The organism is Sorangium sp. So ce119 (genome assembly GCF_051524405.1).
GTDB lineage: Bacteria > Myxococcota_A > Polyangia > Polyangiales > Polyangiaceae > Sorangium > Sorangium cellulosum_G.
On sequence record NZ_CP150310.1, the window covers coordinates 3,465,967 to 3,483,240 of the forward strand.

Below are 17,274 nucleotides of genomic sequence, written 5' to 3' on the forward strand. Positions count from 1 at the left end.
ATGCGCGTCGGCCTCGCCGTCCCCACGCTCGGCTACGCGGGCGGCGTCGAGCGCCACGCGCGCGATCTCGCCGCCGCGCTCGCGGCGCGCGGGCACGAGGTCGTCCTGCTCCACGGCGCGCTCCGCGGCCGCGATCCCGAGGGCTACGCGCGCGGGTTCCGCCGCGCCGCGCCGATCGATCGCCCCGGCTGCGCGCGCGACCTCGACGTGGTCTACGTCCAGCGCGCGCGCCGCGTCGAGGAGCTCGCGCCGTTCGGCGACACGCCGCTCGTGATCGCCTCCCACGACCACGAGCTCACGTGCGCGCGGACGTACCGCTACCTGCCGCTCACGCTCGCGCCCTGCGACCGCGCCCCCGGCCTCGCCTGCGTCGCCCACGGCTGCTGCGTCGTCCGCGACCGCCGCCCCGCGGCGCGCGTCCCCGTGCGCGTCGAGAACCCGCTGGTCCTGCGGTCCCGGCTCGCCGGGCTCTCCGCGCGCGCGCTGATCGTCGCGTGCAGCCGCTACGTCGCCTCGAACCTCCTGCGCGCCGGCGTCGACCCCGGCCGCGTGCGCGTCGTCCACCCGATCCCCCCGGAGGATCCCGCGGCCCTGACGCCGCGCCCGGCGGCGCCGCGCCTCGTCGTCGTCGGCCAGCTCCTCCGCGGCAAGGGCGTCGACCTCGCGATCCGGGCGCTCCCGCTCCTGCCCGCGGACGCCACCCTCGACGTCGTCGGCGACGGCCCGTCCCGCGGCGAGCTCGAGGCGCTCGCGGCGCGCGCCGCCCCCGGGCGCGTGCGCTTCCACGGCTACGTGGCCCCGGAGGGCCTGCGCGCGCGCTACGACGCCGCCTCGGTCGCCGTCGTCCCCGCGCGCTGGCCCGAGCCGTTCGGGATGACGGGCATCGAGGCCATGCGCCGCGCGCGCCCCGTCGCGGGCGCGGACCACGGCGGCATCCCCGAGTGGCTCGATCACGGCGCGGGCGGGCTCCTGTTCACGCCGGGCTCGCCGGAGAGCCTCGCCGCCGCGGCGCGCGCGCTCCTCGCCGACCCGGGCGCCGGCTCCCGGGCGCACGACGCCGCCGCCGCGCGCTTCCCGCACGCGCGGCTCGTCGCGGAGATCGAGCCGATCCTCGAGGGCGCCGCCCTCGGGCGCGCCGCCCGGCGCGCGGACGACCTCGCGCGCGAGCGCGATGGAGGGATCATGAGACGCTTGTCGATCGGGAGGCGCCCGCTGCCATGAGCGACGCGCTGGCCATCAAGGGGGGCACGCCGCTCCGGACGAGGCCGTTCCACGGCTGGCCCGTCCACGGCGAGGAGGAGCGGCGGGCCGTGCTCGAGGTCGTCGAGAGCGGCCGCTGGTCGTTCAATGGCCCCGCGGAGGAGGCCTTCTCGCGCGCCTTCGCGCGCTTCTGCGGCGCGAAGGAGGCGTTCTGCGTGGCCAACGGCACCGTGAGCCTCGAGATCGCGCTCCACGCCCTCGGCGTCGGCCCCGGCGACGAGGTCATCGTCCCCGCGCTCACGTGGATGGCGACGGCGCTCGCCGTGGTCAACGTCGGCGCCACGCCCGTCTTCGCCGACGCGCGCCGCGACGACGCCTGCGTCGATCCCGAGGCGGTGCGCCGGCTCATCACGCCGCGCACGCGCGCCGTCATCCCCGTGCACCTCTACAGCCAGCTCGCCGACCTCGACGCGCTCGCCGCGCTCGCCGCGCGGCACGGCGTCGCGCTCGTCGAGGACTGCGCCCACGTGGTCGGCGCGCGCTGGGGCGACCGCGGCGTCGGCACCGTCGGCGCGATCGGATCGTTCAGCTTCCAGCAGAGCAAGGGCATGACCTCGGGCGAGGGCGGCGCGCTCGTCACGAGCGACGAGGCGCTCGCCCACCGCATCTTCGGCGGCAAGAACTGCGGCCGCCCGTGGAAGCCCGGGGCGCCGGCGACGTTCGGCGGCAACCACCGCATCACCGAGATGCAGGCGGCGATCCTCCTCGCCCAGCTCGGCCGCCTCGAGGGCCAGCTCCGCACCAAGGCGGACAACGTCGCGCGGCTCGCGCGCAACCTCGCGGGCGTGCAGGGGATCGAGGCGCTGCCGGTCCACCCGAGGGTGACCCGCCTCGGCCTCTACGGCCTCCTGCTCCGCTTCGACGCGGAGCGCTTCGAGGGCCTGCCGCGCGACACGGTGCTCGCCGCGCTCCGGGCCGAGGGCATCCCCGTCGGGGTCTCGTACGACGTCGTCTACCGCTCGCCGCTGTGGATCGGCGGCGAGGAGCACCGCTCCTTCGGCCGGGGCGCCTCCGCGCGCGAGCGGCTCGGCCTCGACGCGCGCTGCCCGGTGGCCGAGCGGATCGCCGCCGAGGAGTCGCTCGTGATCCCGCACGAGGTCTTCCTCGGCCCGCCGGGCGACATGGACGACATCGCCGCCGCCTTCGAGAAGGTGCGTCGCCTCGCGCCCCGGCTCGCGCTCGACGGGCTCACGTCGCGCGCGAAGGACCTCGTCCGCAAGGCGCTCCGCTGACCGGACGGCGCGCGGCGCCGGCGCCGTCCGCGTCGACGACGCGCCGGCCCGGGATCGGGCTCACGGCGCCGGCGCGAGCATCCGGTCGGCCATGCGCAGGGCCAGCGCCACGGTGGTGAGCGTCGGGTTGCTCACGCCGCTCGACGGGAACGCGCCCCCGCTCGCGAGGTAGAGGCCCTTCACCTCGTGCGCCTCCAGATCCGCGTCGGTCACCGACGTCGCCGGATCGTCGCCCATCACGTGGCCGCCCATGTAGTGGCCGCTGTTGCACGGCGGCAGCGTGACCTCGACCTCCTCGGCGCCGAGCGCGTCGAAGATGCGCTCCATCGTCCGCTTCATCTCGAGGTAGCCGCGCCGCTCGTACGCGCGGACGAGCTCGAACTCCACGCGCGCCGCGGGCGCGCCGCCGCGCTGGCGGACCTTCGACGACAGCGCGATCCGGTTGTCCTCGTACGGGAGCTGCTCGAGGAACGCGCCGAGCGTGACGTAATGGCCGACGAACTCGCGGATCTCGTCCTTGAGCGCGCGCCCCCACAGCCCGCTCTCCAGCGCGAGCCGCGCCGGCGAGGGCCCCGCGTTCTCGCGGACGAGCAGGCGCCCGCCGCAGTGCTCGCCGCGCCGCGCGTGGTCGTGGAACATGAACGTCGTCGCGGTCTCGAAGCCCTGGCGGTACGGGTTGAGCCGCTGCTTCACCCGCCCGGTCATGTAGAACTTCGGGTGCTCCATCAGCTCGAGCCCGAGGCGCCCGCTGTTGTTCGCGAGCCCGCGGGGGAACGCGCCCGTCTGCGACGCGAGCAGGATGCGGACGTTCTCGACGCACTGGGCGGCGAGCACGACGCGCGGCGCCTCGACGCCCTGCTCGCGCCCGGCGGCGTCGAGGTACACGAGGCGCTTCACGCGGCCGGCGTGGTCCACCTCGACCCGCTGCGCGACCGCCTCGGTGACGAGGCGGAAGTTCGGCCGCCCGGCGAGGCGGCTCACGGTGCGATCCGACGTGTACATCGCCCCGATCGGGCACGCGCGGCAGACCCCGTAGTACGTGCACACCGAGCGCCCGTCGTACGGCTCGGAGTTGCGCGCGACCGGCACCGAGTGCAGCGGGATCCCGAGCCGCGCGCACGCGCCCTTCACGAGCTGGTCGGTGTCGTTCATGGGGAAAGGCCCCATGGGATACGGCTCGCTGCGCGGCGGGGTCCACGGGCTGTCCGCCGCGCCGGCGACCCCCATGAGGCGCTCGGCCCGGCAGTAGTACGGCTCGAGCTCGTCGTACGAGATCGGCCAGTCGCGGGCGACGCCGTACCGCGATCGCATCCGGAAGTCGTTCGGCTGGTAGCGCGGGGTGACGGCGCCCCACGCCAGGCTGCTCCCGCCGAGCTTGCGGATCGCGAAGACGTTCAGCTCGAGATCGTCGCCGATCATCTCGTACGGCACCGGATCGAAGGTCCACGGGATCGCGCCGGTGAACGCGCGCTCCATGACCGCGAAGCGGTCGCTCGGGGGCGGCTGTCCCGCCTCGAGCAGGACCACGTCCGCCCCGCGCTCGACGAGCGCGTGCGCGGCCGCCGCGCCGGCGGGGCCGGAGCCGACGACGACGACCTCGGCCTTGCGCGCGCTCAACGCGCGATCTCGTGGGTGCGGTCGCCGACCCGGAGGACCAGCGCGCCCCCCTCCTCGTCGAGGTGCTCGCCGAGCGAGAGCAGGGCGGCGCGCGAGAACGAGGCCCGCTGCCGCCCCGCCTTGACCAGGATCGACAGGCCGTCGTCGCCCTCGACGCGGACCGCCTGCGGCGCGAGCTCCTCGACCGATCCGTCGGAGAGCGCGAGGAGGATCCGACCCCGCTCGATCGAGACGGACCGGACCTCGCAGGGCTCGAGCTCCGCGCGGGAGCGCCCGGGGAAGGCGTCGTAGCCCACCACGGCCCAGCCCGCCGCCGTCGTGTAGTAGTACACGAGCAGATCGCGCACGACGTGCAGGCGGAAGCGGCGCGCCGGCCGCCCCCCGATCGTGGCGCCGCGCGCGACGTCGAGGTTCTCCGACGTCAGCTTGAGGCGGCGGCGCCACGCGGGCTCGCGCCGCGCGCTCGGATAGGGCCGCAGGATCGATCGCAGCACCGCGTCGCGCGCCTCCGCGGACAGGGCCGTGAACGCCCTGCCCGGGTGACGCCGCGCGGTGGCCGCCTCGAGCAGCGCCACGGCGGCCGCGTACTCGCGGAGATAGCCGGGCTCGGCGCGGGTCCGCGCGTCGACGTGCCGCCGGACCTGCTCCCGCGGGAACCCCTCGTCCGCGGCCAGCACCTGAAACAGCGCATACACGATCTCGTGCTGCGCGTCGGAGAGGACGCCCGTGGGCGCCTCCGGATCGAGCGTCGGTTGCAGGCGCTCCTTGAGCTTCGAGAGCAGGTTGCGGTTCATCGGGTCAGTCGGGTGGTGGATGTATCTTACTACCCCTGCCGCCGTTCCGGCGCTGTCTCGCGCCGGTCATCGCTCATCGCGCGACGCCGCCAGGGCGTCTCAAAGTGAGACGAGCGATGACGGCCACACCCGGCGTCTCCGGGGGCTCGTCTCACGTGGAGAGACGCGGATCGGGCGGCATCACTGGACTCTGTCTCGACTTGAGATCGCCAGGGGGCCGCGCGCGGCGAGGAAGCCGCAAAGCGCCGCTCGCCGCTGCTTGGCGCGCTGTTTGCGACGTCGCCACGGTGAAATCGGCTCCTTCTGCCCTTTCACGGAGGATTGGCGATGACGATCGAGATGACGGCGTGGGACTTCGCGATGCCAGCCCCGAAGCGCGGAGCGCAGCGGGCCGCCGCGCGGCTGCGGCGCGCGGCGCTCGTCCTCGCGCTCCGGCTCCACGTGCAGCGGCCGCGCGTGCGTCGCGCCGTGGACATCGTGGTGGCCGCGATCGCGCTCGTCGCCGCCCTGCCGGTGCTGGGGCTCGCGGCGGCCGCGATCAGGCTGACGAGCCGCGGGCCGGTCTTCTTCGCCCAGGAGCGCATCGGCAAGCACGGGCACCCGTTCCGGATGTTCAAGCTGCGGACCATGCGCACCGACGCCGAGGCGACCAAGGCCCAGCTCACCGCCGACGCGGGCGAGGACATCCGCTTCAAGATGCGCCGCGATCCGCGCGTCACGGCGGTCGGGCGCGTCTTCCGCAAGTACAGCGTCGACGAGCTCCCCCAGCTCTGGAACGTGCTCATCGGCGACATGACGCTGGTGGGCCCGCGGCCGCCGATCCGGTCCGAGGTCGAGCGGTACAGCGCCTACGCGCTGCGGCGCCTCGAGATGCGGCCCGGTCTCACGTGCCTCTGGCAGGTGCGAGGCCGCAGCGATCTGCCGTTCGTCCGGCAGGTCGAGCTCGACATCGAGTACATCGATCGCACGACCCTGATCGACAACGTGCTCGTCCTGTCGAGGACCGTCCTCGCCGTGCTCTCGGGCCGCGGCGCGTATTGATGGAGGAGGGGGCATGTACGCGATCATCGAGCGCGTCGCGGAGAGCCCCGACGCCGGTCTCTTCTCGATCGCCGGCCGGCCGCTCGTGTCGCGGCAGCTCCAGTGGCTCCGGGAGATCAGGTGCCGGCGCGTCGCCGTGCAGATCGGGGCCGACGCCGCGAGCATGGCGGTGGCCGCGTGGCTGTCCGAGCACGACGCGCTCGGCGCCGACGTCGCGCTCGTGCTCGCCGCGTCCCCGCTGTCGCCGCGCGGCGTCGCGCGCCGGGCCGGCTTCCCCGATGACGTCCCGCTCGTCGTCGTCCCCGCGACCGTCCTCGGCGGCGGCGATCTCGCCCCGATGATCGCCGCCGCGGCCCCCCGCGGCCTGTCGATCCGGCTCGAGCCGCCCGCGGCCGTCGCCGGGCGCGTCGACGCGGCCGTCGTGCGCGTGCTCGGCGCGGGCGACGCGGGCGACGCGCGCGCGGACGAGGCCGTCGGCCCGAGCTGGGGCGCGCTCGTCCGGTCGCAGGCCGACGCGCTCGCGCTGAGCGCGGCGGTGCTCTCCGGGCGCATCTCGTCGGATCCGGCCGACGGCCCGCGGGCGATCATCGTCCACGCCGCGGAGCGCTCGCCGGGCGTGTGGGCCGGGCGCGGCGCGCTGATCTCGCAGACCGCGGAGCTCACGCCCCCGGTCTTCGTCGGCGCGCGCGCGGTCGTCTGCGCGGGCGCGCGCGTCGGCCCCTCGGTGGTCATCGGCCGCGAGGCGGTCGTCGAGTCGGGCGCCGCGCTCTCCAACGCGGTCGTGCACGACGAGACGATCGTCGGCGTCGGGGTCTCCTTCTCGCACGTGGAGCTCGCGCCCCACCGCGCCGTGCGCCTCTCCGACCGCGCGCGCCTCGACGTGGACGATCCGCTCGTGCTCGGCCAGCGCGGCGGCGCGCCCGGGCCGGCGCTCCTCGCGCGCGCGCTCGCGCTCCTCCTGCTCGTGCTCCTCGCGCCGCTGGGCGCGCTGGGCTCGCTGGTCTCGTACCTGCTCGGGCGCGGCGCCGCGGCGCGCATCGAGGTGCCCACGCCGCCGGCCCCGCTCACGCTCGTCGAGGGCGCGACCGGGATCGCGCTCCTCGACGCGGTCCTGCGGCTCTGGGACGTCGCGCTCGGCCGCCGCTTCCTCGTCGGCCTCTCGCCCTGGAGGGAGGGCCGGCCCGACGGCGCGTCGGACGCGCTCCTGTCCGACGCGCTCGCGGTGCCCTACGGCCTGCTCACGATCGACGCCGGCCTCACGCACCCCGAGGCCGACGCGGAGACGCGGCTGCGCGCGCGCCTCTGGTACGCGCGCGAGAAGAGCTGGCCCGTCGACGCGGCGCTGGCGCTCCGCTGCGTCGGCTGCGCGCTCGGCCGCGGCCCCGCCGCCGCGCCCGCGCGGCGCGCGCAGGCCGTCGAGATCCCCTGATGGCCCCTCGTCGGCCGAGAGATTGACGTCCCCGGGAGCGCCAGGCCGCATGGACACGAAGCACTACCTCTTCCTGGCCGGGCTGCTCACGGTGGTGCCGCTCGGCGCGTGGCTCGCGTCCCGCCGGCAATGGCTGCGCGACGCGTGCGCCTTCGTCCTCACGATGGGGACGATCGACCCCGAGCTCCAGGACATCAACTTCGTCAGCCGGGAGTGGTACCGCGGCACCACGCGCGGCTTCGAGGTGTGCTGGCTCGACGTCCTCTGGATGATCCTGCTCGCGAGCCAGCCCCGCCGGCCGGCCCGCGGCGCGCAGGTCCCCGCGAGCCTCTCGCTCATGCTCCTGTTCTTCGCGTTCAACGCGCTGAACGTGGCCACGTCGGCGCCCCAGCTCTTCGGGCTCTTCGAGCTGTCGAAGATGCTGCGCGCGATCCTGCTCTTCGTCGCGATGGCCCATTACATCCGCGGCGACCGCGAGCTCCGGATCGTCGTCTCGGCGCTCGGCGCCGCGGCGATCTACGAGTTCTTCGCCACCGTGCACAGCCGCGTGGTCCTCAAGCACGCGCGCGCCGACGGGACGTTCGCGCACCCGAACAGCCTGTCCATGTACAACCTCATGGTCGTCCCGCCGCTGCTCGCGGTCGCGCTCTCCAGCGAGGGCGCGCGCCTCCGGCGCCTCTGCGCCGCGGGGGCCGTGCTCGGCTCGCTCGCGGTGGTGTTCACGATCTCGCGCACCGGCATCGTCACCCTGCTGGCGCTGCTCCTCGGCGTCGGCGCGCTGTGCGGCTCGCTCAGGATCACCGCGCGCAAGGTCGCCGCCGCGGCGGTCGTGCTCGCCCTGGCCGGGGTGGCCGCCTACAAGACCTCGGGCGACTTCGAGCGGCGGTTCACCGAGGGAGGCGCCGAGTACGGCGGCAAGGTGTACGAGGGCCGGGGGGCGTACCTCAACCTGGCGAACCTCATCGTGCAGCACGAGCCCGGCGGCTGCGGCCTCAACAACTGGTCGTGGTGCGTGTCGAACCGCTACGGGCCCCTGCTGCAGCAGCACTTCGTGCCCTACGCCGACACCGACTCGAGGCCGCCGAAGCGGCCGCTCCGCAATGACGCCCACGTCGACGACCCCCAGGCCGCGCCCGCGCACAGCCTCTATGCGATCACGCTCGGCGAGACCGGCTGGGTGGGCGTCGCGCTCTTCGCGCTGCTCTGGCTGCGCTGGTACCACATGACCGGGAGCTTCCTCTTCCGGCGCGATCGATCGCTCCGATCGCGCTTCGGCGTCGGCGCCTTCTTCGGCCTGCTCGGCGCGTTCTCCCAGAGCTTCACGGAGTGGGCGTACCGCCAGACGCCGCTGCTCTTCACCCTGTACATCCTGCTCGGCGCGGCCGCGGCGCTCTACCCGGTGCGGCCCTCGGCGGCGCGCCGCCGCGCCGCGTGAGGGGCAGGGGAGCGCCGCGCCTCCTCGATCACCTCGGCGTAGAGCGCGATGAGGCGCGTGGCGACGCGGGTCCAGTCGAACCGGGCGCGCACCAGCGCCGCGCCCGCGGCCGCGGCCGCGCGGCGGTCGGGCTCGCTCGCGAGCATCCGGCCCATCGCCGCGGCCCAGGCGTCGACGTCGAGCGTCGGCACCGCGGCCCCGGCCTCGCCGCCGAGCGCCTGCGCCAGGCCGGCGAGGGCGCTCCGGCGCGCGAAGAGGACCGGGCGGTCGGCGGCCCAGCCCTCGAGCACGGCGAGCCCGAAGGTCTCGTGCGTCGAGGGCACCAGCACCAGCGACGAGCGCGCGAGCAGGTCGGGCACGTCGGCGGGGCGCACGTTCCCGAGGAAGTGCACGCGATCGGCCACGCCGAGCGCGCGCGCCTCGCGCTCGACCGAGGCGCGGTATCCGGGGTCGGTCTCGGCGCCGGCGAGCGCGAGCCGGTGGTCCGGGGGCGCCCCGCGCGCGAAGGCGGCGACGGCGAGCGCCTGGTTCTTCTGCGCCGCCATGCGCCCGACGAGCGCGACCACCGGGCCCTCGCCGAGCTCCGGCCAGCGGGCGCGCGCCCGCCCGGCGTCGCCGCCGGCGAAGCGGGCCGCGTCGACGCCGTGGTCCATGCACACGGCGCGATCGCCGTGGCGCGCCGCGAGCGCCGCGCGCTCCGGCTCGTTGAACACGAGGATCCGCGCCGCGTCGTCGAGCACGCGCCGCGCGCCGAGGAGCAGCCCGAAGGGGCCGCCGACGTCCCACGCGCCGCGCTGCCGCCGGGCCGACTCCTCGGCGAGGATCGCCGTGTCCACCATCACCGGCCCGTGCGCCGAGATCACGTACGGCCGCCCGGTGAGCCGCATGGCCGTGCGCACGCCGCCCGCGATACGGCCGCTCGTGTGGACGTGCGCCAGCGAGAGGCTCCGGTCGCGGGCGAGCCGGAGGGGCTCCTCGAGCGACACGATGTTCCCCCCCGCGGCGCGGAGGGCCCGCAGCGACGTCCTGTCGCCGAGGTAGGGGCAGAAGGCGTCGAAGCGACGGAGCGCGACGCCGGACGCGAGCGCGTGGTCCGCGGCGGTCGGGCCCGCCGGCGCGTGGATCTCGACGCCCCATCCGCGCGCCGAGAGCTCCCGCGTGATGGCGACCACGTGCGTCTCGGTCCCGCCCCACTCCGCGGGATCGTACTTGCGGAGGACGTGGGCCACGCGCGGCGCGGCCTCTGCGACGGAGCGCGTGAGACGCATTCGTGAGAGTGTGTCGGCGCCGCAGCGCTCTCGTCAAGCGACGACTGCCTATCTCCACGTGCGGTTCTCCGCATCATGGTTTTTATCCAACTCTCGTCGTCGGCGTGTCTTCTTTGTTTCCAATCGTGTTTCCAGTCATGTTTTCGTCGATGTCTTTGACATCTGCCGGGTTCGATCCACGATGGGGCAACATGCAACGCATGCCGGAAAAACGAGCGCCGAGCTCACGTCCGGTGCTCGTGTCCATCGGAGTGCTCGTCTGGAACGAGGCGGACGTCATTCGCAAGACGCTCGACTCCATCCTGCGGCAGTCGATCTTCGCCGAGCTCTCCCGGCGAGGGCAGCGGTGCGAGCTCGTCTGCGTCGCCAACGGCTGCAGCGACGCGACGCCGCGGATCGCGGCCGAGGTCCTCGGCGCGGCGGCGCGGGAGCACACGGCGCGTGACGCGCTCGTCGCGCGGGCGCTCGACCTCCCGGAGCGGGGCAAATTCAACGCGTGGAACGTCTTCGTCCACGAGCGCTCCGCGCCCGAGGCCGAGCTGCTCCTCCTCATGGACGGCGATATCGTCCTCCACGGGGAGGGGACGCTGTGGCGCCTGTGCGAGGCGCTCCTCGAGCACCCCGAGGCGAGCATCTCGACGGACGAGCCGATCAAGGATCTCGCGCTCAAGGCGAGGAAGTCGATCTTCGACCGCATCTCGCTGGCGACGTCGGCCATGTCGCGCGGCGGCGCGCAGGTGTCGGGGCAGCTCTACTGCATCCGCGCCGCGGTCGCGCGGAACATCTGGCTCCCCGCCGGGCTCCCTGCCTGCGAGGACGGCTTCATCAAGGCGCTCGTGTGCACCGATTTCCTGAGCCACGAGGCGGACGTCCGGCGGGTGGTCCGCGCGCCCGGGGCCGCGCACGTGTTCGAATCGTACGCGACGGTCCTCGACGTCCTCCGGAACCAGAAGCGCCAGATGATCGGCCAGACGGCGCTGCACGTGCTCGATCTCCACCTCCGGCGGCTCTCCCCGGCCGAGCGGGAGCGGATGGCGGAGACGCTGCGGGAGATGGACCGCGCCGACCCGCTCTGGCTCAAGCGGCTGATCGGCGAGCACGTCCGCGGGGCGCGCCATTTCTGGGAGCTCTTCCCGAACCTGCTCGGGTATCGATTCCAGCGGCTGATGAAGCTGCCCGGGCCGAAAAAGGTGGCCTGTTTGCCGGCGGCGCTCGCCGGCTTCGTGGTGACGCTCGTGTCGAGCGCGATGGCCTATCGCTTCCTGATGCAGGGCAACACGGAGTTCTGGCCGGACACGAAGAGCCCGAGCCTGAACGACATTGCCACCGCGGGCGACGGCGCGCTCATCGCCTGATCCGCGCCGCGACGTTCAGCGCGCCGCCAGCATCCAGGCCGGCGCCCACCAGTACGGATGGAGCAGCCGGCGGTCGACGTGCGCGAAGCCGGCCTCCTGCAGCAGCGCCGCCCAGTCGTCGACGGGGTGCTCGAACGTGGTGCGGGTGGCGCCGCGGTCCGCGTAGCCGAAGAGCACCGGCATCAGGAAGCCCTGCGCCACCGCGTCGAGATCGGCGCCGGCGTACTCGGCGAGCCCTGCGCGGTAGCGCTCCAGCACGTGCCGCGCGGTGTCCGGCGAGAGCGGCTCGTCCATGCGCGGCGCGTCGAACTCGGCGACGAGCAGCGCATCGCAATGCGCGCGCGCCCAGCGGAGCAGCGCCGGCCTGTCGGCCGGAGCGATCGCGTGCAGGCAGAAGGTCGCCTGCGCCACCGCCCAGCGCCGCGACGCCATGCCGGGGTCCGCCGCCAGGTCCTGCAGCCGCCCGCCGAACGCCTCGAAGGCGACGCCTCGCGCCGAGAGCGCCGCGGCGCACCGCTCGAGCAGCGGCGCCGCCGGCTCCACCACCGTCACCCGCCGCACGGCCGGCGTCAGCGCGGGCAGCAGCGCCATTCCATCGCCGGCGCCGATATCGAGCAGATCGAACGCCGCCTCCGGGTACTGGCTGGCCAGCGCCGCGCTCGTCTCCTGGTAGAGCGGCACGTTGCCGCCCCCGCGGATGAAGGCGGCGAATCCCTCGGCGGACACATAGACATTGCGCTTCCCCTCCCGGGCGACCCGCGCCAGGTGCGCCGCGGCCGCCTGGAACAGCGCGTCCCCCGGAGAGGCCTGCGCGGCGCGGGCGGCGAAGGCCGCCGCGTCCGGATAGCGCTCGTCGGAGAACGCCAGCATCGCGAGGTAGCAGAGGTCCTCCGGCGACGGCGCCTCCGCGGCGGCCGCCGCTGCGTCGAGCCCGCCGGCGCGGTGACGTTCCCAGATGCGTTCCAGCATGGCTCTCCTCTCGGCGCACGATCGCCTGTTCAGCGCTCGAGCGGAGCCGGCGAGGGGCGCCGAGCGCGGAGGTCATGGCCGTGCCGTACCACGACCCGGCGCCCGTCGGCAGCCGGGTTTGCGGTGACACCCGGAGAGCGACCAGGGCCGCCCGCGCTCGAGGCTCCTCGTGAAGTGCTGCTTGACCGCGTCGAGCGGTGGTGTAGCGGGCTCAGGATCGATGTTCGATGTTCAGCGGATGTTCTTGGCGACTATTTACAAAGTGGACGAAGACGACACGCCCGGACCGGGCGACGCAGGCGAGGCGCTTGCGTCGCCCGGTCCGGGGCGCGCCTCAGAGAAACATGCCGCCGGAGGCCTCGATGCGCTGGCCGTTGATCCAGCGGCTCTCGGGCGAGAGGAGCAGCGCGACCGCGCCGCCGATGTCGTCGGGGAGGCCGACGCGGCCGAGGGCGGTCTGGGCGGCGATCATCCTGTTGAGCTCGGCGTTGTCGCGCACGGCGCCGCCCCCGAAGTCGGTCTCGATCGCGCCCGGCGCGAGGACGTTGACCGTGATCTTCCGCGGTCCGAGCTCCTTCGCCAGGTAGCGGGTGAGCACCTCGATGCCGCCCTTCATCGCCGCGTACGCGGCGTACCCGGGGAAGGTGAACCGCGCGAGCCCCGACGAGACGTTGAGGATCCGCCCCCCGTCCGCGATGAGCGGCAGGAGCTTCTGCGTGAGGAAGAACGTCCCCTTCAGGTGGACGTTCATGAGGGCGTCGAACTGCTCCTCCGTCGTCTCGGCGAAGCTCGCGTGGGCGCCGATACCGGCGTTGTTCACCAGGTAATCGAGGCGGTCGCGCCCGAAGCGGCCGGCGAGCTCCGCCTTCACGGCCCCGGCGAACGCGTCGAAGCCGCGGACGTCGCCGACGTCGAGCGCGAGGGCCGCCGCCTTGCCCCCCTTGGCCTCGATCTGCTTCACCACGTCCGTCGCCTCGGCCGCGTTGCTGCGGTAGGTGATGACGACGCCCACGCCGCGATCGGCGAGGTGGAGCGCCATGCTCTTTCCCAGGCCGCGGTTTCCACCGGTGATGAGGGCGACGGGGTTGCGCTTCGATGTGCTCATGGTCAGTTCCTTTCGCGGGTGACGCGGCCGCTCGCCGCTGTCTGCGCTGATGAATAGCGCGCCGTTCCCGGTTGAGAAGGACCGGGAGATCCGACACACTGTTTCGACAGGCGAGACAATGAGCGTCGACCTCGAGTCGCTGAAGATCTTCGTGAAGGTGGCGGAGCTCGAGAGCTTCACGCGAGCCGGCGAGCACCTCGGCATGCCCAAGGCGCGCGTGTCGCTGCGGCTGAAGGCCCTCGAGGCGGAGCTCGGCAGCCGGCTCCTCCAGCGCTCGACGCGCGTCGTTCGCCTCACGCCGGACGGGGAGGCGCTCCTCCCGCGGGCGCGGCGCCTCGTGCTCGAGGCCGACGACATCGGCGGGATGTTCCAGGCGGCGAGGGCCCTGCGCGGGCGCGTGCGGATCGATCTCCCGGTGAACTTCGCGCGCGACGTCATCATCCCGCGCCTGCCCGAGCTGCTCGCGCGCCACCCCGAGCTCGAGGTGGTCCTCAGCACGACCGATCGCCGTGTGGAGCCGCTGCGCGAGGGGTTCGACTGCGTCGTGCGCATCGGCCCCCCGGGCGATGCGGAGCTCGTGGGCCGCAGGCTCGGCGTCCTGCGGATGATGAACTGCGCGAGCCCGGCGTACCTGCGCAAGCACGGCACGCCCCGCCGGCTCGAGGATCTCGATCGGCACCTCATCGTGCATTACTCGTCGACGCTGGGCGCCGAGGCGCCGTCGTTCGAGTACCCCCACGACGGCGGCTACCGCGAGCGGCCGATGCGCAGCGCGGTGACGGTCAACAGCGCCGACGCCTACCGCGCGGCGTGCGTGGCGGGCCTCGGCATCATCCAGGCGCCGCGGGTGGGGATGCTCGAGAGCATCACCGCGGGCGCGCTCGTCGAGGTCCTGCCCGCCCTCACGTGCGCGCCCATGCCGGTCTCGCTCCTCCACACGCACGGCAGGAGCGTGCCGCGCCGCGTGCGCGCGGTGATGAGCTGGATCACCGAGGTGCTCTCTCCGCACCTCGGCGCGAACGACGTCTGATCGCGCGGCGACAGGCCGCTGTTCCGTTGCCAGTCGCAGAGGCATGTCGTTGACCCCATCCGTCGGAGGGGAACCTTGGATATCTGACCTGTCAGCGGGCGCCAGGGCGTGGAGTAAGGCGGCGCCCTACGCGGAGCGACCTCAACCGTGATCGCAGGCCCGGGCGAGGTGAGCTCACGTGAAACGCAGCCGTTTGCTCGACAGCGCCGATCTCTCCTGAAGATTGTCACGTTCGACCCTCGTCGAACGCTCTCTGTGCTATAGCCCCCCCGTGTTTGTACCTGATTCAGCACAATCGCCCAGGGTATCCCCATGAAAATCTATCAAGAACGCTTCGGGCTCGTGGCCTCGGCGTGCGTCGTGGCCAGTCTCCTCGCTCGCGGAGCTTCTGCGCAGTCGGCGCCCTCCGTGGAGACCACGTACGTCGACGCGCCCGCGACCGATCCGGGGCGCGTGGAGGGCTGGTCACCGGGGCTGCTCCTCGGCGGCACGTTCAACCTGGCCGATAATCGCAGCGTCGTCGGGCAGACAGACGGGACGGGCGTATCCGCAGGCTTCATTCTGGAGGGCTCCCTGGACTTCAACAGGGTCGCCAGCGAGCTCCGCATGACGCTCGCGGCCGGCGCTGGCGTGACGCGCACGCCGGCCCTGGATGCCTGGGTCAAGACGCGCGACGCGCTCGCACTCGAGGCTATTTACCTCTACCACGTCGTGCCCTGGTTCGGGCCGTTCGGTCGCTTCGCTCTCGATACGCAGATGTTCCCTGGCAGCGACGCGCGCTCGGCGCCGACGACCTACGCGATCACGCGCGCGGAGGGGACGACAGAGGCGATCACCGGGACGCGCCTTCACCTGAGCGATCCGTTCCAGCCCGTGACGCTCAAGGAGTCGCTCGGCGTCTTCGTCCAGCCTGTCAATCGGGAGTCCGTCCTTGTAGAGGCGCGCGTCGGCGCTGGCGCGCAGGAGGTCATTGCGTCGGGCGTGCTCGCCCTGGGGGATGACGACGGGACGCCCGAGGTCGAGGTGAGCGAGCTCTCGAGCTATGCCCAGCTCGGCGCCGAGGCTGTCATCGAGGCCTCGGGCACGCTCCGTGACAAGCAGATCGCGTACAGGGCCGGCATCGCCGCCCTCTTGCCGATCGTGTATTCGGCTCTGGACGCAGGCGACGAGCGCGGCGCGCTGGACCTCATGAACGTCGACATCGCCGGGGGGCTCTCCTTCAAGCTCGTGGAGTGGGCGTCCCTCGATTACCAGCTCCATGTCGTGCGCCAGCCGCAGCTCATCGACGCCTGGCAGGTGCAGAATAACATCCTGCTCACGCTCTCCTATGCCGCGGGCTCGAAGGTGCCAGAGTTGCCGCCCTGCGTGCCCTGCAAGCCGGTGCCAACCAAGGCGGAGCCCGCGCCGGCCCCGGAGCCCGCGCCGACGCCTGCGCCCGCACCGGAAGCGGCGCCTGCGCCCGCACCGGACGCGGCGCCTGCGCCTGCGCCCGCACCGGACGCGGCGCCTGCGCCCGCACCGGACGCGGCGCCTGCGCCTGCGCCGATGCAATGATTGCTAAGCGCTAGAACACCGACGACGAGGAAGCCCGGAGATCAACGCCAAGGCGCAAAGGCGCAAAGGCGCAAAGGCGCAAAAAACGAGATATTATTCTTGCGCCTTGGCGCCTTGGCGCCTTTGCGTTGAATTCTGGCGTCTTCTCCGCCATTTCAATCGGTTGTCGCTCTGGTAGGTGCCAGGGCGTGCTGGCGGGGGGGGAAGGCGCGCCGGTGGGCTCGTGGAGTCGGCAGCCCGCGCTCAGGGTCAGCGCTTCGCCGCGCCGGCCATGAAGGCCGCGAACGCTTCTGCGTGGTCCGGGTGCCAGCGCGATAGCGCGGGTCGATTCCGGATCAGATCGTCGGCCGCCCACTGGATGCGGCGCTCGTCGATCTCGCGGGTCACCGCGTTGTCGGGGCAGAGGATGTAGAAGTCGCCCCGGCCCATGCTGTCGATCATCAGGTCGATGACCTGATCTGCGGTCCAGGCCTCGGCGGGCTTCTCCGGGCCTCGCGCGGTCATCCCGGTGAACGTGTAGCCCGGGACCAGGAGGTGCGCGCTGATCTTGCAGCCGGGGACGCTGCGGAGCTCGTGAGCGAGCTGTTCGGTCAGCACCTTCACGCCGGCCTTGCTGACGTTGTAGGCGGCGTCGCCCGGCGGGGTGGTGATGCCCTGCTTCGATCCCGTGTTGACGATGGCGCAGGGGGTGCCTTGCGCGAGCATCGCCTCGGTGAACGCCTGCACGCCGTTGATCACGCCCCAGAGGTTGACCTCGATGAGGCGCCGCCAGCGCTCGTGGTCCTTCCACGGCTTGGCGCCGTTGCCGATACCGGCGTTGTTCATCAGGACCGCGACCTCGCCGAACGCGTCGTAGGCGACCTGCTTGAGGCGCTGCACGTCCTCGAGCCGGGCGACGTCGGTGGGCACCGCCCGCACGTCGTCCTTACCGCCGGCCGCGACGGCGGCCACGCTCGCGGCGGCCTCGTGGAGCGCCGGCCCGTCGAGGTCGGCGAGGCAGACCTTCAGGCCCATGCGCGCGAAGCGGCTCGCGGCGGCGAGGCCGATGCCGCTCGCCGCGCCGGTCACCACGGCCACGCGGCCGGGCGTCAATGCGGGGTGGTCATTCACTGGGGATCTCCGTCATGCGTTGCGGCCGCGCCGTGGTGGCGCGACGGCCGCGGCGAGTGTAAAGGGCGTCGGCGC

General features: G+C 73.4%; 14 protein-coding genes. 8 read left to right on the forward strand and 6 right to left on the reverse strand.

Annotated elements, in window-relative coordinates; genetic code table 11:
• Together WME76_RS12925 and WME76_RS12930 are read left to right on the forward strand one after the other, a co-directional pair.
• A complete protein-coding gene (locus tag WME76_RS12925) occupies window positions 1–1,221 on the forward strand; it encodes a glycosyltransferase (protein ID WP_437960431.1) in 1,221 nt (406 codons plus the stop codon).
• Window positions 1,218–2,492: a DegT/DnrJ/EryC1/StrS family aminotransferase gene (locus WME76_RS12930; protein WP_437960432.1), complete on the forward strand. Its 1,275-nt coding sequence runs from the start codon at window positions 1,218–1,220 to the stop codon at window positions 2,490–2,492. Before WME76_RS12925 ends, WME76_RS12930 begins: the two co-directional genes overlap by 4 nt.
• A gap of 60 nt (window positions 2,493–2,552) precedes the next feature.
• Here WME76_RS12930 and WME76_RS12935 read toward each other — a convergent pair whose 3' ends face one another.
• The gene (locus WME76_RS12935; protein ID WP_437960433.1) at window positions 2,553–4,109 is read right to left on the reverse strand and encodes a GMC family oxidoreductase; all 1,557 of its coding nucleotides are present in this window, start codon (window positions 4,107–4,109) and stop codon (window positions 2,553–2,555) included.
• Window positions 4,106–4,903, reverse strand: coding sequence for a hypothetical protein (locus WME76_RS12940; protein ID WP_437960434.1), 798 nt, complete (start codon window positions 4,901–4,903; stop codon window positions 4,106–4,108). Before WME76_RS12940 ends, WME76_RS12935 begins: the two co-directional genes overlap by 4 nt.
• Window positions 4,904–5,230: 327 nt before the next feature.
• On the opposite strand from WME76_RS12940, the gene WME76_RS12945 reads away from it, so the two are divergent.
• The 3 genes from WME76_RS12945 to WME76_RS12955 are packed head-to-tail and all read left to right on the forward strand — an operon-like array spanning window position 5,231 to window position 8,808.
• Complete coding sequence (locus tag WME76_RS12945) at window positions 5,231–5,944, forward strand: sugar transferase (RefSeq protein WP_437960435.1); 714 nt, start codon at window positions 5,231–5,233, stop codon at window positions 5,942–5,944.
• Between the two features lie 13 nt (window positions 5,945–5,957).
• On the forward strand, window positions 5,958–7,373 hold the full coding sequence (locus WME76_RS12950) for a hypothetical protein (RefSeq protein ID WP_437960436.1): 1,416 nt from the start codon (window positions 5,958–5,960) through the stop codon (window positions 7,371–7,373).
• A 49-nt stretch (window positions 7,374–7,422) separates the two neighbouring features.
• Window positions 7,423–8,808: an O-antigen ligase family protein gene (locus tag WME76_RS12955; RefSeq protein WP_437960437.1), complete on the forward strand. Its 1,386-nt coding sequence runs from the start codon at window positions 7,423–7,425 to the stop codon at window positions 8,806–8,808.
• Here the strand turns inward: WME76_RS12955 and WME76_RS12960 are convergent.
• Entirely contained in the window at window positions 8,766–10,076 is a 1,311-nt protein-coding gene (locus tag WME76_RS12960) for a glycosyltransferase family 4 protein (protein WP_437960438.1), read from the reverse strand. The two genes, WME76_RS12955 and WME76_RS12960, sit on opposite strands and share 43 nt — an antisense overlap.
• 200 nt (window positions 10,077–10,276) lie before the next feature.
• Between WME76_RS12960 and WME76_RS12965 the strand changes: the two genes are divergently transcribed.
• Window positions 10,277–11,431 (forward strand): glycosyltransferase family 2 protein, encoded by a 1,155-nt coding sequence (locus WME76_RS12965; RefSeq protein ID WP_437960439.1) that lies wholly within the window; start codon window positions 10,277–10,279, stop codon window positions 11,429–11,431.
• A gap of 15 nt (window positions 11,432–11,446) precedes the next feature.
• Here the strand turns inward: WME76_RS12965 and WME76_RS12970 are convergent, their stop codons facing one another.
• Window positions 11,447–12,400, reverse strand: coding sequence for a class I SAM-dependent methyltransferase (locus tag WME76_RS12970; RefSeq protein ID WP_437960440.1), 954 nt, complete (start codon window positions 12,398–12,400; stop codon window positions 11,447–11,449).
• A gap of 334 nt (window positions 12,401–12,734) precedes the next feature.
• Entirely contained in the window at window positions 12,735–13,505 is a 771-nt protein-coding gene (locus tag WME76_RS12975) for an SDR family NAD(P)-dependent oxidoreductase (RefSeq protein ID WP_437960441.1), read from the reverse strand.
• A 118-nt stretch (window positions 13,506–13,623) separates the two neighbouring features.
• Here WME76_RS12975 and WME76_RS12980 point away from each other — a divergent pair, with 118 nt between their 5' ends.
• On the forward strand, window positions 13,624–14,535 hold the full coding sequence (locus WME76_RS12980; RefSeq protein WP_437960442.1) for a LysR family transcriptional regulator: 912 nt from the start codon (window positions 13,624–13,626) through the stop codon (window positions 14,533–14,535).
• Between the two features lie 312 nt (window positions 14,536–14,847).
• Complete coding sequence (locus tag WME76_RS12985) at window positions 14,848–16,089, forward strand: hypothetical protein (protein WP_437960443.1); 1,242 nt, start codon at window positions 14,848–14,850, stop codon at window positions 16,087–16,089.
• A 249-nt stretch (window positions 16,090–16,338) separates the two neighbouring features.
• Here the strand turns inward: WME76_RS12985 and WME76_RS12990 are convergent, their stop codons facing one another.
• Complete coding sequence (locus tag WME76_RS12990) at window positions 16,339–17,199, reverse strand: SDR family NAD(P)-dependent oxidoreductase (RefSeq protein ID WP_437960444.1); 861 nt, start codon at window positions 17,197–17,199, stop codon at window positions 16,339–16,341.
• Between the last annotated feature and the right edge of the window lie 75 nt (window positions 17,200–17,274).

Coding starts and splice junctions, on each gene's coding strand:
- WME76_RS12975 (WP_437960441.1), bottom strand. CDS start 13,505: ATGAGCACATCGAAGCGCAACCCCGTCGCCCTCATCACCGGTGGAAAC.
- WME76_RS12980 (WP_437960442.1), top strand. CDS start 13,624: ATGAGCGTCGACCTCGAGTCGCTGAAGATCTTCGTGAAGGTGGCGGAG.
- WME76_RS12955 (WP_437960437.1), top strand. CDS start 7,423: ATGGACACGAAGCACTACCTCTTCCTGGCCGGGCTGCTCACGGTGGTG.
- WME76_RS12925 (WP_437960431.1), top strand. CDS start 1: ATGCGCGTCGGCCTCGCCGTCCCCACGCTCGGCTACGCGGGCGGCGTC.
- WME76_RS12930 (WP_437960432.1), top strand. CDS start 1,218: ATGAGCGACGCGCTGGCCATCAAGGGGGGCACGCCGCTCCGGACGAGG.
- WME76_RS12970 (WP_437960440.1), bottom strand. CDS start 12,400: ATGCTGGAACGCATCTGGGAACGTCACCGCGCCGGCGGGCTCGACGCA.
- WME76_RS12960 (WP_437960438.1), bottom strand. CDS start 10,076: ATGCGTCTCACGCGCTCCGTCGCAGAGGCCGCGCCGCGCGTGGCCCAC.
- WME76_RS12945 (WP_437960435.1), top strand. CDS start 5,231: ATGACGATCGAGATGACGGCGTGGGACTTCGCGATGCCAGCCCCGAAG.
- WME76_RS12940 (WP_437960434.1), bottom strand. CDS start 4,903: ATGAACCGCAACCTGCTCTCGAAGCTCAAGGAGCGCCTGCAACCGACG.
- WME76_RS12965 (WP_437960439.1), top strand. CDS start 10,277: ATGCCGGAAAAACGAGCGCCGAGCTCACGTCCGGTGCTCGTGTCCATC.
- WME76_RS12985 (WP_437960443.1), top strand. CDS start 14,848: ATGAAAATCTATCAAGAACGCTTCGGGCTCGTGGCCTCGGCGTGCGTC.
- WME76_RS12950 (WP_437960436.1), top strand. CDS start 5,958: ATGTACGCGATCATCGAGCGCGTCGCGGAGAGCCCCGACGCCGGTCTC.